General features: G+C 57.6%; 17 protein-coding genes. 6 read left to right on the top strand and 11 right to left on the bottom strand.

Annotated features, from left to right (window positions below; all coding sequences use genetic code 11):
* Positions 1-27: 27 nt before the first annotated feature.
* Complete coding sequence (locus tag Q0746_RS12350) at positions 28-489, bottom strand: hypothetical protein (protein WP_298260686.1); 462 nt, start codon at positions 487-489, stop codon at positions 28-30.
* 262 nt (positions 490-751) lie between these two features.
* On the opposite strand from Q0746_RS12350, the gene Q0746_RS12345 reads away from it, so the two are divergent.
* On the top strand, positions 752-1,333 hold the full coding sequence (locus Q0746_RS12345; RefSeq protein WP_298260685.1) for a thymidine kinase: 582 nt from the start codon (positions 752-754) through the stop codon (positions 1,331-1,333).
* The gene (locus Q0746_RS12340; protein ID WP_298260684.1) at positions 1,333-1,689 is read left to right on the top strand and encodes a hypothetical protein; all 357 of its coding nucleotides are present in this window, start codon (positions 1,333-1,335) and stop codon (positions 1,687-1,689) included. The genes Q0746_RS12345 and Q0746_RS12340 overlap by 1 nt, the downstream gene beginning before the upstream one ends.
* Here Q0746_RS12340 and Q0746_RS12335 read toward each other — a convergent pair.
* The 7 genes from Q0746_RS12335 to coaBC form a co-directional block, all read right to left on the bottom strand.
* Positions 1,686-2,630 (bottom strand): D-glycerate dehydrogenase, encoded by a 945-nt coding sequence (locus Q0746_RS12335; protein ID WP_298260682.1) that lies wholly within the window; start codon positions 2,628-2,630, stop codon positions 1,686-1,688. The two genes, Q0746_RS12340 and Q0746_RS12335, sit on opposite strands and share 4 nt — an antisense overlap.
* Positions 2,630-2,968, bottom strand: coding sequence for a tRNA-binding protein (locus tag Q0746_RS12330; RefSeq protein ID WP_298260680.1), 339 nt, complete (start codon positions 2,966-2,968; stop codon positions 2,630-2,632). The genes Q0746_RS12335 and Q0746_RS12330 overlap by 1 nt, the downstream gene beginning before the upstream one ends.
* A gap of 2 nt (positions 2,969-2,970) precedes the next feature.
* Complete coding sequence (gene proC / locus Q0746_RS12325) at positions 2,971-3,783, bottom strand: pyrroline-5-carboxylate reductase (RefSeq protein ID WP_298260678.1); 813 nt, start codon at positions 3,781-3,783, stop codon at positions 2,971-2,973.
* Positions 3,784-3,824: 41 nt separating this feature from the next.
* Positions 3,825-4,328: a YbjN domain-containing protein gene (locus Q0746_RS12320; RefSeq protein WP_298260676.1), complete on the bottom strand. Its 504-nt coding sequence runs from the start codon at positions 4,326-4,328 to the stop codon at positions 3,825-3,827.
* Between the two features lie 181 nt (positions 4,329-4,509).
* Positions 4,510-5,550 (bottom strand): molybdopterin-synthase adenylyltransferase MoeB, encoded by a 1,041-nt coding sequence (gene moeB / locus Q0746_RS12315; RefSeq protein ID WP_298260675.1) that lies wholly within the window; start codon positions 5,548-5,550, stop codon positions 4,510-4,512.
* A gap of 1 nt (position 5,551) precedes the next feature.
* Positions 5,552-6,019, bottom strand: coding sequence for a dUTP diphosphatase (gene dut, locus Q0746_RS12310; protein ID WP_298260673.1), 468 nt, complete (start codon positions 6,017-6,019; stop codon positions 5,552-5,554).
* On the bottom strand, positions 6,016-7,212 hold the full coding sequence (gene coaBC / locus Q0746_RS12305; RefSeq protein ID WP_298260671.1) for a bifunctional phosphopantothenoylcysteine decarboxylase/phosphopantothenate--cysteine ligase CoaBC: 1,197 nt from the start codon (positions 7,210-7,212) through the stop codon (positions 6,016-6,018). Before coaBC ends, dut begins: the two co-directional genes overlap by 4 nt.
* 131 nt (positions 7,213-7,343) lie before the next feature.
* On the opposite strand from coaBC, the gene cobU reads away from it, so the two are divergent.
* The 4 genes from cobU (at position 7,344) to Q0746_RS12285 (ending at position 10,776) form a co-directional block, all read left to right on the top strand.
* A complete protein-coding gene (cobU, locus tag Q0746_RS12300) occupies positions 7,344-7,892 on the top strand; it encodes a bifunctional adenosylcobinamide kinase/adenosylcobinamide-phosphate guanylyltransferase (RefSeq protein ID WP_363322763.1) in 549 nt (182 codons plus the stop codon).
* Complete coding sequence (locus tag Q0746_RS12295) at positions 7,889-8,470, top strand: histidine phosphatase family protein (RefSeq protein WP_298260667.1); 582 nt, start codon at positions 7,889-7,891, stop codon at positions 8,468-8,470. The genes cobU and Q0746_RS12295 overlap by 4 nt, the downstream gene beginning before the upstream one ends.
* Before the next feature lie 60 nt (positions 8,471-8,530).
* A complete protein-coding gene (locus Q0746_RS12290; RefSeq protein WP_298260665.1) occupies positions 8,531-9,211 on the top strand; it encodes a glutathione S-transferase in 681 nt (226 codons plus the stop codon).
* A 62-nt stretch (positions 9,212-9,273) separates the two neighbouring features.
* A complete protein-coding gene (locus tag Q0746_RS12285; RefSeq protein WP_298260663.1) occupies positions 9,274-10,776 on the top strand; it encodes a YifB family Mg chelatase-like AAA ATPase in 1,503 nt (500 codons plus the stop codon).
* Here Q0746_RS12285 and gshB read toward each other — a convergent pair.
* The 3 genes from gshB to rsmI all read right to left on the bottom strand — a co-directional run bounded on the left by gshB (position 10,773) and on the right by rsmI (position 13,068).
* Positions 10,773-11,717, bottom strand: coding sequence for a glutathione synthase (gene gshB, locus Q0746_RS12280; protein ID WP_298260661.1), 945 nt, complete (start codon positions 11,715-11,717; stop codon positions 10,773-10,775). The genes Q0746_RS12285 and gshB overlap by 4 nt on opposite strands.
* 116 nt (positions 11,718-11,833) lie before the next feature.
* Positions 11,834-12,199 (bottom strand): YraN family protein, encoded by a 366-nt coding sequence (locus Q0746_RS12275; RefSeq protein ID WP_298260659.1) that lies wholly within the window; start codon positions 12,197-12,199, stop codon positions 11,834-11,836.
* A gap of 2 nt (positions 12,200-12,201) precedes the next feature.
* Complete coding sequence (gene rsmI, locus Q0746_RS12270) at positions 12,202-13,068, bottom strand: 16S rRNA (cytidine(1402)-2'-O)-methyltransferase (RefSeq protein ID WP_298260657.1); 867 nt, start codon at positions 13,066-13,068, stop codon at positions 12,202-12,204.

The raw sequence follows: 13,068 nt of genomic DNA, 5'->3' as shown, positions 1-13,068 counted from the left end.
TGCAGTCGTCGGTTTTAACGTCCAAATTCAGATAGTTTCGTCTTCGAGGTGCAGCTTCATCTCGACCAGCACTTTTTGCAGCTCCAGCGTCTCGGACAACATCCGCTTCGCCTCGGTCACGGTGATAATCCCGTCCGAGATCGACTGGTTGTACTCTGACATCAACATGGCAAAGCGCTGCGCCAAGGCGACGACGTTGCTGTTAACCGAACTGGCGCTTTTGTCATTGCTTTTGCGACCAGAGTCGACTTCCAAGCCATTGCCGTTAATTTCGGCCAAGGCCTGCGTCACATGGGGAAAACTTGCGGCGGCCTCAAGTGCGGCGACAGCATCCAAAGGCATGTAGCGATCGGCGTGTTCATCGGATTCGGAATAGTAACGACCCAACGTGGCCTTAGAGCGCCCCGTCAGCTTACAGGCCGCCTCAACACCTACATCCTTCACCAAGGCTTCGGTATGTTTCTTCAGGTATCTGTTCATCTTCGTCATCGTCGTGTCTTCCCTCAGCCGGTTTGGCCTTATCGGGGAATAGCCTAAAGCCTTTCCCCTGCGCAATTGTTTTCCCTCACGGTAGGTATTCATAGCCCCTAGGGTATGGGGGCTATGGGGGGCGTGTTGTGCTGAACACACCCTTTAGGTGAGGGGCGTCATTACACGCGCTGCCGGGTAATCAGCGCGTGTCTTGTTTGCTTTCCCTAGCGCGCCCCTCACCGACCTTGCTCCTGATGGCCGGCTTTGCTACGGGGACGCCATGGCAAAACTATATTTTCATTATTCCACTATGAACGCGGGAAAGTCGACGCTCCTTTTGCAAGCAGCGCATAACTATCAAGAAATGGGTATGGAAACCTACCTGTTGACCGCAGATTTTGACGATCGCGCCGGCACTGGAAAAATCGGGTCGCGCATCGGGCTGACCCGTGAGGCGGATATTTATGGCAAAGGCCACGATTTATTTGCCATGATCTCGGCGCGTCTGAAAAAGGGCCCAATTGCCTGCGTGATGGTGGATGAGGCTCAGTGGTTGTCGAAAGATCAAGTTTGGCAACTTGCCCGTGCCGTGGATGACTTAAAAGTCCCCGTGATGTGCTACGGGTTGCGCGTCGACTTCCGAGGGGAGCTGTTTCCCGGCTCCGCTGGCCTGCTGGCCCTTGCCGACGAGATGCGCGAAGTCCGCACGATCTGCCACTGCGGTAAGAAGGCGACGATGGTTATTCGCAAAGGCACCGACGGCTCCGCTGCGACAGACGGCGATCAAGTTCAAGTCGGAGGGAATGAAACCTATGTGTCGCTATGCCGAAAGCATTTCCGCGAAGCAACCGGAGACACCTGATGAAACGACTGCTGCTGGGGGTCATGTTGTTGGGTATCGGCGGCATAACCGGCTACGTGGCACGCAACCTTCAGACCTTTGTTCTGGACATGAACTCCGCTGGCGTCAGTGAATGGCAAGACGCGCGTATGGGCTTCTTGGAGGCCATGGCAGCCTCTGCCTGCGCCACGACCGCCGATCTGCGGGCCGTCGCGGCCACGCGCGGTTGGGAGGTGGTACCAGACACAGCCCTCGGCATTGTCCCGTTCGACGATGCGGCGGAGGTCTTATGGGTCGATATTCGCCCTGGCCTGCCATTTTCCAAATGGGACCGCGATCCATTTGGATTTGACGCCCAAGGCTGCTTGCTCCCTTAAACGGGGTTCGGCAAATCCTTACCCGCCACAAAGGCCGCCAGATTATCAAGCGCCATCATCCCCATGCTGGTGCGCACCTCCAACGTGTTGGTGCCCAGATGCGGCAGCAACACGACGTTCTCCATGTCCGTCAGGGCCTTTGGCACTCTGGGCTCTTGCTCATAAACGTCTAGACCCGCACCACCGATCTGCCCGTCCTGAAGTGCAAAGATCAGCGCGGCTTCGTCCACCACATCCCCGCGCGAGATATTGACGAAAATGGCGTGCGATTGCATCGCGCTGAACACATCCGCCCCGATCAAATGCCGCGTCTCCGCACCACCCGGCGTGGCGGCGACGACCACATCCGCCACTGCGGCCACTTCTTCCACATTGCCCAATTGCGTCGCCCCGTCGATGTCTTTCACCGAGCGGTTGGCGTAAACAATCTTGCATCCAAATCCGTGCCTGCACCTGTCCGCAATCGCCTGCCCGATGCGCCCCATGCCGATGATACCGATGGTTTTTCCAGTCAGGTGCAGCCCGAGCATTTGCGTTGGCTGCCAACCTGTCCATTTGCCAGCACGCACCAGCCGTTCGCCTTCGCCCGCGCGGCGCGCGGTCATCAGCATCAAGGTTAGCGCGACATCTGCCGTCGCATCGGTCACAGCCCCAGGAGTGTTGGTGACCGCTATGCCCTGTTCGTGCGCTGCATCGACGTCAATATGGTTGTACCCCACCCCGAAGTTGGCCAACAGTTTGGCGCGCGGCTTGGCTGCCAATATGGATTGGGCCGTGAACTGATCCCCAAGGGTTGGCAATATCGCGTCAAATTCCTCAATCGCTTGTGTGGCTTCTGCCTGAGTCATTGGGTCCGATGTATCGCGAAGCGTGACGTCGAATTCTGCACGTGCCCGTTCCATCACGGCAGGCGGCAACAGGCGCGAAATGAGCAGCTTCATCAATACAGCCTTCCGCCGATTGGCACATCTTTGTCCGGCGTCACCAACACCACTTCATCATTCTCATCCGGCACCCCCAGAACCAATATCTCGGACATGAATTTACCGATTTGGCGTGGCGGAAAATTCACCACAGCCATCACCTTTTTGCCGAAGAGTTCCTCAGGCGAATAATGCTTGGTTATTTGGGCCGAGCTTTTCCGCTCTCCCAGCTCTGGCCCGAAGTCCACCCATAGTTTGATCGCCGGTTTGCGCGCCTCCGGATATGGTTCTGCTTTCACAATAACACCGACGCGCACGTCCACCTTCATGAAGTCATCGAATGACAGATCCGACATCGCTACTTCCCCAACTCTTGACCGCGCAGAGTTGCGGCTTTCACCGCCTCATCCAGCAACTTTGGAAAGCCATTGCTCTCGTCCATCAACACGTTCAATGCCGCCGCCGTTGTTCCGCCGGGGCTTGTGACATTGACGCGCAATTGCGCAGGGGCTTCAGCGGCATCTTTGGCCAAAGCCCCCGCCCCAGCCACCGTGGCTTTGGCCAGTTGCATCGCCATATCGGCAGGCAGACCCTGCGCTTCGCCCGCGGCGGCCATCGTCTCGATCAAGTGGAACACATAGGCGGGGCCGGACCCCGAGACGGCTGTCACCGCGTCAATCTGCGCCTCGCCGGTCAAGCGGACCACCTCTCCGACAGCAAGCAGCAGCCCTTCGGCCATATCAAGGTGTTCGGCTGTCACATTGTCGTTTCCAACGATTGCTGTGATGCCTTTGCCGATGGCGGCTGGCGTATTCGGCATGGAGCGCACGATTGGCGTGTCAGCCCCCAACGCCGCCTCAAATTGGGCGATTGATGTGCCCGCAGCAATGGAAAGGAACACTGTTTTCCCGTTGCCCAAAGCAACCATTCGCGGCAGCGCGTCGCCCATCATCTGCGGTTTAACCGCCAGAAGCGCAATCGCCGGATCCTGTGGCAATGCTTCGTTGATGTGGACGCCTTGCGCCTTCAGCCAATCCGACGGGTTAGGGTCGATGACATGAACCGCGCCTGCGTTGATCCCGCCCTTCAGCCAGCCTTCCAGCAAAGCCGATCCCATCTTTCCGCAGCCCAGCAGAACCAGCCCGCGCGTGTTTATTTCGGTGAAATCCATGAAGCCCCTGCAATGTCGTCACTATATGTCAGGGGGGAAGGTTATGCCCGCCCGTAGGCTTCCGCAATGGCTACATTCATCGCATCTTGCGGGCTACGGTCGCCCCAGCACACAAGTTGGAAAGCGGGGTAGAACCGTTCGGATGCCTGTACGGCTGCGGACAACATCTTGTCGACCTGATCAGGCCCCGCGTCACGGCCACCGGACAGCACCAAGCCATAGCGGTACACCATCAGTCGTTGCGCTTCCCAATAGGTGAATGCGCCGGTCCAGCAGGTGTCGTTTGCGCGGTTGATCACCTCATAGAGGGCCGGCAATTTGTCCGAGGGCGGCTCCATCTCGAAGGTTGAAACCAGCCGAAGCGTTTCGTCGTAGTCAGACCACGCGAGGGTGATCGAATATGTCCGCCACTGCCCTTCTATGGCCATTGCAATCTGGTCTTCCGCGATGCGGTCAAATTCCCACTCGTGGTGGGCTGCTAGGGTCTCGACCAAATCAATCGGGTGAAGATCTTCGGTTTCGATGTAATGCTCTAAGCTCGACATGCGTGGCCCCTTTTCCAGATCGTGCCTATTGGGGTTGCCTGCCCCCCAAATAGCTGGGTTCTACACTACAGGTCGTTTTTCACTACGACCCTTGTCTAGATGTTGGGGTTTCGAGGAGTTTCTGTAAAGGCTTTATTTAGTCTTACCCACAACACTTTGTGTGACCTGTGGGTGAATCCTACTATTTGGCGGGTTGTCCACAGACAGAGCACTGCGGGTCACGTTTCAAGTTAATCAACCGCGTTTCGGAGTAAAGCGCGTCATAGATCAACATCTGCCCCTTCAGCGGGGCCCCTGCTTCCGCAATCAGCTTGATCGCCTCTACGGCCATCATCGAGCCGATCACCCCAGGCAAAGCCCCAACCACTCCAACTTCGGCGCAGGACGGGGCCAAACCCGCGGCAGCTTCATGGGGAAAGATGCAGGCATAGCAAGGGCTGCCACTCGCAGGGTGGAACAGGCTCAACTGCCCTTCCCATTGCGTAATCGCTCCGGAAATCAAAGGCTTGCCAAGTTTCACGGCGACACGGTTCACCAGATACCGTGTCTGCGCATTGTCAGACCCGTCTAGGACCAGATCATAGTCCGCAAACAGGTCTGCTGCCATGTCAGCTTCCAGCCTGCGGTTGTAAGGCAGCACGGTGATCAGCGGGTTTTGTGCCTGCAGGGCGGCTTGGGCCGAAAAAACTTTGGGCATCCCGATCCGCGCATCCGTGTGAATAACTTGACGTTGCAGGTTGCTGCTGTCGACCACATCCTCATCGATCACCCCGATGGTGCCAACCCCTGCAGCGGCCAAATATTGCAACACAGGTGCCCCTAGCCCTCCGGCCCCAATGACCAGCACGCGGGCTTTCTTCATTTTCTTCTGCCCCTGCCCACCAATTTCGCGCAAAACGATGTGGCGGGCATAGCGGTTCAGCTCCGCATCGGTGAATTTGTCGGAAGGGGCAGAGGCAGGCTCCTCGCTCTGCGCGTGGCGCTTCAACACCCGCAACGCACATAGATAGGCAAGCCCCACGCCGCCCACCCCGATGAAGATCAGCCAGCCCGACAGCGTTCCGGTTGCCTCTTTCACAGGATGTGCGTCGGGCAAAAACAGCTGAAGCAAAAGCACCAAAGCAAGAAACGCCAAAGCCGCCCCCCACAAGTATTGTCCCCTCACGCCCATACGTCGCCCAATCAAAATGGCCACACCGGCAAGGGCAAGAACAAGAACCATATCAACCGCGCCCAGTTGACCCGAAGCCGCCCGCGCCCCGAGCCGTATCGGACAGGTTTTGCGCCAGAGCGAATTTGGCCTGCACCACGGGCGCTACGACCATTTGGGCAATCCGGTCGCCGTGCGATATTTCAAACGGCTGCTCACCAAGGTTGATCAAGATCACCCCCAGCGGGCCACGGTAGTCGCTGTCAATCGTTCCAGGTGAATTGGGCAAGCTGATCCCATGCTTCAGCGCCAAACCCGACCTTGGGCGAATTTGCACCTCAAATCCGTTCGGGATTTCCAAACGCAGCCCTGTCGGAACCAATATCCGCGCCATTGGGGCCAGCAACAAGCCAGACGCGCGGTCAGCTTGGTTCAAATTGGCACGCAAATCTGCGCCCGCTGCCCCGTCTGTCTCGTAGGATGGCAGGCCCAATGTGGGGTCTGCGTCTGGCGTCCAAGTGACCTGCAAAACTGGCGTCATTGCAGCACTTCTGCAATCTTGGCGGCGATTTTTGCGGCAGTTTGCTCTTTGCTCAACCGCGGCCAAGTCTCGGCCTCGCGATCCGATATCACCGTCACCGCATTTTCCGTACCCCCCATGATGCCGGTCTCGGGGCTGACATCATTGGCCACGATCCAGTCGCAGCCCTTGCGCTTGCGCTTGGCGGTTGCATTGGCGATCACGTCATCGGTTTCCGCCGCAAAGCCCACCACCAATTGCGGGCGGTTGGTCTTTGATTGCGACACTGCTGCCAAAATATCGGGGTTCTCTGCGAATTCTAACGCGGGTGCATTGCCTGATCCGTCTTTCTTCATTTTGGAACCGGAGGCGTTCTCGACGCGCCAATCGGCCACGGCTGCGGCGAACACTGCAGCATCTGCCGGTAAGGCTGCCTCCACGGCGTCCTTCATTTCGCGGGCGGTTTGCACCTTGACCACTTTGACGCCCGCCGGCGGCGGCACATCTGCAGGGCCTGTCACGAAAGTAACATCAGCCCCCAACGCGCTTAACGCCCGTGCGACCGCCGTTCCTTGTGCGCCCGAGGAGCGGTTCGCGATGTAGCGCACGGGGTCAATCGGTTCATGTGTCGGGCCAGAGGTCACCAGCACATGTTTGCCCTTCAACGGCCCGTCGTTCAATGCGGCCTCAACGGCGTCCACGATTGCCAAAGGTTCTGACATGCGACCTGGCCCATGCTCGCCGCAGGCCATGTCACCAACATCGGGGCCAACGGTGAGAATTCCATCTCCAAGCAAAGTCGCCAAATTGCGCTGCGTCGCCGGATGCTCCCACATGCGCACATTCATTGCAGGCGCGATCAGAACCCGTTTGTCCGTTGCCATCAGCAAGGTAGAGGCCAGATCATTCGCCAGCCCAGCCGCCATCTTGGCCATCAAATCCGCCGTAGCGGGGGCCACGACCACCAAATCTGCCGCCCGTGACAGCTCGATGTGGCCCATTTCTGCCTCGTCGGTCAGGTCGAACAAATCGCGGTAAACCTTTTGCCCTGCCAAGGCTGAGGTGCTCAACGGGGTGACGAATTCCTCAGAGGCTTTGGTCAGAACAGGCACCACCGTGGCCCCTCGTTCACGCAGACGCCGGATCAGGTCCAGTGACTTGAAGGCGGCTATTCCCCCCCCAACGATCAAAAGTATTCGTTTCCCTGCAAGCATGTTGCACCTCACATTGTGTTACTTAAGTGTTAGGACAGCGCAGCGCAGGGAGCAATCAGTTGCTTGCGAAACCTTTCGATCAACCGCAATGTTGCGCGTGGCACTAACCGGACCAACTGCAGGACATCATGATGGCCAACCTTCCCCCTTTGACACTGGTGCTTGGTGGCGCGGCCTCGGGCAAATCCGGTTTTGCCGAACGGCTTATCGTCTCGCGCAACAGCGATGCGCAAAGGGTCTATGTCGCCACCGCCCAGCCCTTCGATGACGAGATGCGCGCGAAGATCGACCGCCATCAAGAGATGCGCGCTTCCGACGGGTGGATCACCCATGAAGACCCCATTGAGGTCGCCAGCAGATTGAACATGGCAACGCGCGACCAGATCATCTTGCTGGATTGCGCGACCTTGTGGTTAACAAACCAAGTCATGGCGCGCGCCGAGTTGACCCAAGAATGTTCAAAACTTACCCGCGCCTTGCGGGACTGCGCCGCAACAGTCGTTGTTGTCACAAATGAGGTCGGGCAAGGCATCGTGCCCGAACACGCAATGTCGCGGCACTTCAGGGAAGCGCAGGGCCGTCTGAACCAACATCTTGCAGCCGAGGCGCAATTGGTCGTGCAGGTGATCGCGGGCTTGCCACAGCTTTTGAAGGGCAACATGCCCGATGGTGTCTCATGAAAACCACCCGTTTCTGGTGGGTGCGTCATGGTCCAACGCATCAAAAAACCTTTACCGGTTGGCGCGATGTCCCTGCGGATTTGTCGGATGCGGGCAAAATTGCGCGCCTGAATGACCACCTGCCTGCGGCCTGTGCGCTGGTCTCTTCTGACCTGCTTCGCGCACGCGCAACGGCTGATGCGATTGAAAAGGGGAGACATCGCTTGCCCCATGACGCGGCGCTGCGCGAGTTACATTTTGGGGTGTGGGACGGGCTGCATTTCTCGAAGGTGTCGGAAATGCACCCTGAATTGTCCCGCGCCTATTGGGAAACTCCTGGCGATGTGAGGCCCCCAGAGGGCGAAAGCTGGAACGATTTGCACACTCGGCTTGCCCCAAAAATCGACGCCTTACATGCAAGTGACCATACAGATGTGGTGATCGTCGCCCACATGGGGGTCATTTTGTCACAAATTGAGCGCGCGCTTGGCGTTTCCGCCTATGAAGCCATGTCACACTCAATCGAGCCCCTGTCGGTCACCCGCATCGATATCAGCCCCGCTGGCTGGACAGCAGGCGCAATCAATCACCAACCGTGATGCGTTTAGCGCACAAACTTTCATTTCCATCGGCAGATTATATCGGGCTAACTTCACCACATGACTTATGATTTACTTATAGGCGACCGCTCTTATTCCAGCTGGTCGTTGCGGGGTTGGCTTCTGTTCGCGAAGTTCGACATCGACGTGACCGTGCATGACACGCGGTTTTATATCCCCCAGTTCCAAGAGGACCTGAAGCCCTTTGCGCCAGCGCGCACTGTGCCGGTCATGCGTTTGCCTGAAGGTGGCGTGGTGATGGACAGCCTAGCCATGGCTGAAACGCTGGCAGAGCGTCATCCCGACAAGACCTACTGGCCCAAGGAGACCAAGGCCCGTGCCTTGGCCCGTGGCATGGTCGCCGAAATGCACAGTGGGTATGGGGCGCTGCGTAGTGCCTGCCCGATGAATTTGCGGCAAAGCTTCGTGGATTTCCCGCTGAGCGACGACATCGCAGCTGATGTCGCGCGCATTGAGCAGCTTTGGGGGCTGGCACGTGATCACGCCACGGATGGGCCGTGGCTGTTTGGGGAATATTCCATCGTCGATGCATTTTTCGCCCCTATTGCTGCACGATTGGCCGGCTACAACTTGCCTGTGAATGATGTATCCAAGCGCTACATTTCCCATACAATTTCCGACCCGACATTTCTTGACTGGCGCAGGCGCGGGCTGAAGGACGATCCTCAGTCCACTTACGATCTGCCTTATGAGGCCGGAAAATGGCCCGGACCTGACTAAGTAAACCTCGCGTTAACCAACAACTGGCCACAGTGCACCGAAGGGCGGCATTGAGGGTCAGTTTGGTTACGCGCACATATACGGTCGCCTTTGAGGGCATAGAGGCTCGGTTGGTCGAAGTGCAATGCGCTGTGACCGCTGGGCTGCCTTCCTTTTCTATCGTCGGTTTGGCCGATAAGGCAGTGAGCGAAGCCCGCGACAGGGTTCGCGCCGCCCTGACCGCGATGTCGATCGCCATGCCGTCCAAACGTGTCACAGTAAACCTGTCCCCCGCCGATCTGCCAAAAGAGGGCTCGCATTTCGATCTGCCCATCGCGTTGGCCCTGCTGGCAGCATTGGACATTCTCCCCGCAGATGACGTCCAAAACACCGTGGCCCTAGGCGAGTTGTCACTTGATGGATCATTGGTGCCAGTGATCGGCACCTTGCCCGCAGCGCTGACCGCCGCCGAGCAAGATTGCAGCCTATTGTGCCCCGAGCAATGTGGCGCCGAGGCCGCTTGGGTCGATGCCGCTCGTGTCTATGGGGCTGCGTCCTTGCTGGAAGTTGTACAGCATTACACGGGCCAAAAGCCCCTTTCCATTGCGCAGCCGGGCGAAGTGAAACGCCCAAATCACGTGAAGGACCTGCGTGACGTCAAGGGACAGGAACGCGCCAAACGTGCGCTGGAAATTGCTGCGGCCGGTCGCCATCATTTGCTTTTGGTCGGAACACCGGGGTCAGGGAAATCGATGTTGGCGGCCCGACTTGCTGGCATTTTGCCCCCGTTATCGCCGGAAGAGGCCTTAGAGACTTCGATGATTCACTCCCTCGCGGGGTTATTGAAAGACGGCGGAATTTCCCGTGAACGCCCGTTCAGAACCCCGCATCACACGGCCTCTATGGCGGCAATCGTGGGGGGGGGACGAGGTGCAAAACCGGGGGAAATTTCGCTGGCCCATAACGGCGTGCTGTTCATGGACGAATTCCCAGAATACCCGCGTGCGGTGCTGGAAACCCTAAGGCAACCGATTGAAACAGGTGATGTCGTTGTCGCCCGCGCCAATGCGCATGTCCGATATCCTTGCAAATTCATGTTGGTGGCGGCGGCTAATCCTTGCAAATGCGGATTTATGACGGATGCGGCTCAGGCCTGTTCTCGGGCTCCGGTTTGTGGCGAAGACTATATGGGGCGCATCTCGGGGCCGCTGATGGATCGATTCGATTTGCGTCTGGACGTACCACCGGTGGCTTTTACCGATCTGGATCTCCCTGCCTCTGGCGACACCACTGCTCAAGTGGCCGCCCGCGTGGAAGCCGCTCGGCGCCTACAGGAAAGGCGGTTTGGGGCGCATGCTGGCGTACGTGTGAACGCAGATGCGGAAGGTGAGTTGCTCAAGGAGGTCGCCTCTCCAGACGCCGAAGGCGCCGCACTTCTAACCCGCGCGGCAGACCATTACCGCCTGTCAGCGCGCAGCTATCACCGCGTATTGCGCGTGGCGCGCACGATCGCGGACTTGGAGGCAAGCCCGACCGTTCGCGCCTCACATATTGCGGAAGCCGTGAGTTACCGCGTGGCGTTTTAGCGCGCCCTCTTGGCTTCGATCACTTCCCAAATTTTTGCGGTAATGTTCACATTGTCAAAGCGTTCAAGTTCTTGAATGCCTGTAGGTGAGGTCACGTTAATTTCAGTCAGCCAGCCACCAATCACATCAATGCCAACAAACACTTGGCCGTGGTCTTTCAGGTCCGCGCCGATCCTGCGGCAAATCTCCAAGTCGCGTTCTGTGAGCCCGATCTTCTCTGGCCGCCCGCCGACGTGCATATTGGATCGCGTCTCCCCCTTTGCTGGAACGCGGTTAATGGCGCCGACGGGTTCTCCATCTACGAGGATGATCCGCTTGTCGCCCTTCGCCACATCCGGCAAGAACTTTTGCATAATCAATGGCTCACGGTTGATCCCCGCGAAAAGCTCATGCAACGAATTGAGGTTGCGGTCATCCGGCGTAAGGCGAAACACTCCGGCGCCCCCGTTGCCATACAAAGGCTTCAAGATGACGTCGCCATGGCGCTCCTTGAAAGCCTTCAACGTCGGCAAGTCGCGTGCAATAGCGGTTGGAGGCGTCAAATCCGGATAGTCCAAAACCTTCAGCTTTTCAGGCCAGTTGCGAACCCAAGTCGGATCATTCACGACCAAGGTATCCGGGTGAATGCGATCCAGAATATGTGTCGTGGTAATGTAGCCCATGTCAAACGGTGGATCTTGGCGAAGCCAGACGACATCCCAATCCGCTAAGTTAACCTTCTGACGGGGCCCCAATTCAAAATGATTGCCCTTCTCGCGGCGTAGGGTCAATGGCCAGCCATCGGCGAAAACCTCGCCTTCTTCATACGACAAGGCGTTCGGTGTATAGTAGAACAGCTCGTGCCCGCGCGCTTGTGCTTCTTCGGCAATGCGAAAACTCGAATCTCCGTCAATGTCGATATTGTCGATCGGGTCCATTTGAATGGCGACTTTTAGGCCCATGCGCTGTCCTTTTGCTGCAGTGGGCGCAACTTTCGCCCTTTGCACCTAAATGGGCCAGCAGCGCGCGTCTTTCAATCCACTACATACGAACTGCAGATGTCGCATTTTCGCACACTCTAGGCCGCAAGGGCGTTTTCGATAATCTCAACCATGCCGGTGCCATCTACAAAAGCTACGTCCATGCGCATGTTTGTATCCTGTCCCGCAGGTTCATTGGCGACAAATTCACTGGCCGTATCAAACAATCGCAAAACCTGCCGGTGCACCAATCGTTCTGCAGCGCGGGCATGGGTTCGGCTTTGCTTCACTTCAATAAAAATAACTTGATCACCATTGCGCATGATCAGATCAACTTCGCCCTTGCTTCCGCGAAATCGATGGGCCGCAAACTTATATCCGCGGCGAAGGTAATCACGGGCAACGCTGCGCTCAGCCTCAAGGCCCGCATGGTATCCCGTACGCCCGCGCTCCACTCGTGACATGACTATTTTCCTTCCTTTTCCAACCGCAAGGCCGCTTGGTAAACTTGCCTTCGCGGCTGGCCAGTTGTGGCTACAACCTGCGCCACCGCGTCTTTCAATGACACTGTTCCCAAAGCATCTTTGAGCATAATATCGATATCACTTTCGTCGAAACTGCTGGCTTCGCCTCGCGCCACCAACACGACTACTTCGCCTTTCAAAGTTACCCCATCCAATTCCGCGACCAGTTCCGAAATCGTTCCGCGGCGGACTTCTTCAAACTTCTTGGTGAGTTCCCGCGCGACGACGGCGTCACGTGTCTCCCCGTAAACATCCAACAAATCAGCTAACATTTTGTGAACACGCTTTGGGCTTTCGTAAAAGACCAAAGTTCCAGGAACCTCTGCCAGCCCGCGCAAAAAGCTTTGGCGCTGACCTTTGGAAGTCGGCGCAAATCCAGCGAAGAAGAACGCATCCGTCGCAAGACCACTCACCGACAAGGCGGTCAACACCGCTGATGGCCCGGGCGCCGCAGTCACCATGAAACCCGCCTCCGTCACGGATCGCCCCAACTGATAGCCGGGGTCCGCCACCAATGGCGTTCCAGCCTCCGACGCATAGGCCACCGATTTACCCTCGGCCAAGGCCTTCAGAAGCTTTGGCCGTGCGGAGGCGCCATTGTGGTCATGGTAGGCCACCATCGGCCGTCCCTCCAAAGCGATTCCATGAATATCCATCAACCGGCGCAAAGTCCGAGTATCTTCCGCCGCCAAGACATCTGCCGACGCCAGAATATCGAGTGCTCGCAACGTGATATCGCGTGCGGTACCGATAGGCGTAGCAATGAAATACAGGGCCGAAGCCAAATTTACGCGATTTGCAGCCGTCAT

This window comes from uncultured Litoreibacter sp. (assembly GCF_947487515.1).
Taxonomy (GTDB): domain Bacteria; phylum Pseudomonadota; class Alphaproteobacteria; order Rhodobacterales; family Rhodobacteraceae; genus Litoreibacter.
The sequence above is the reverse complement of the archived record's forward strand: the minus strand, read 5'-3'. Positions and strand labels throughout refer to the sequence as shown.

Coding starts and splice junctions, on each gene's coding strand:
- dut (WP_298260673.1), bottom strand. CDS start 6,019: ATGACGCCAGTTTTGCAGGTCACTTGGACGCCAGACGCAGACCCCACA.
- Q0746_RS12330 (WP_298260680.1), bottom strand. CDS start 2,968: ATGTCGGATCTGTCATTCGATGACTTCATGAAGGTGGACGTGCGCGTC.
- cobU (WP_363322763.1), top strand. CDS start 7,344: ATGGCCAACCTTCCCCCTTTGACACTGGTGCTTGGTGGCGCGGCCTCG.
- moeB (WP_298260675.1), bottom strand. CDS start 5,550: ATGGTTCTTGTTCTTGCCCTTGCCGGTGTGGCCATTTTGATTGGGCGA.
- Q0746_RS12350 (WP_298260686.1), bottom strand. CDS start 489: ATGACGAAGATGAACAGATACCTGAAGAAACATACCGAAGCCTTGGTG.
- Q0746_RS12295 (WP_298260667.1), top strand. CDS start 7,889: ATGAAAACCACCCGTTTCTGGTGGGTGCGTCATGGTCCAACGCATCAA.
- rsmI (WP_298260657.1), bottom strand. CDS start 13,068: ATGACGGCTGCAAATCGCGTAAATTTGGCTTCGGCCCTGTATTTCATT.
- Q0746_RS12275 (WP_298260659.1), bottom strand. CDS start 12,199: ATGTCACGAGTGGAGCGCGGGCGTACGGGATACCATGCGGGCCTTGAG.
- Q0746_RS12335 (WP_298260682.1), bottom strand. CDS start 2,630: ATGAAGCTGCTCATTTCGCGCCTGTTGCCGCCTGCCGTGATGGAACGG.
- gshB (WP_298260661.1), bottom strand. CDS start 11,717: ATGGGCCTAAAAGTCGCCATTCAAATGGACCCGATCGACAATATCGAC.
- Q0746_RS12320 (WP_298260676.1), bottom strand. CDS start 4,328: ATGTCGAGCTTAGAGCATTACATCGAAACCGAAGATCTTCACCCGATT.
- Q0746_RS12340 (WP_298260684.1), top strand. CDS start 1,333: ATGAAACGACTGCTGCTGGGGGTCATGTTGTTGGGTATCGGCGGCATA.
- coaBC (WP_298260671.1), bottom strand. CDS start 7,212: ATGCTTGCAGGGAAACGAATACTTTTGATCGTTGGGGGGGGAATAGCC.
- Q0746_RS12290 (WP_298260665.1), top strand. CDS start 8,531: ATGACTTATGATTTACTTATAGGCGACCGCTCTTATTCCAGCTGGTCG.
- proC (WP_298260678.1), bottom strand. CDS start 3,783: ATGGATTTCACCGAAATAAACACGCGCGGGCTGGTTCTGCTGGGCTGC.
- Q0746_RS12345 (WP_298260685.1), top strand. CDS start 752: ATGGCAAAACTATATTTTCATTATTCCACTATGAACGCGGGAAAGTCG.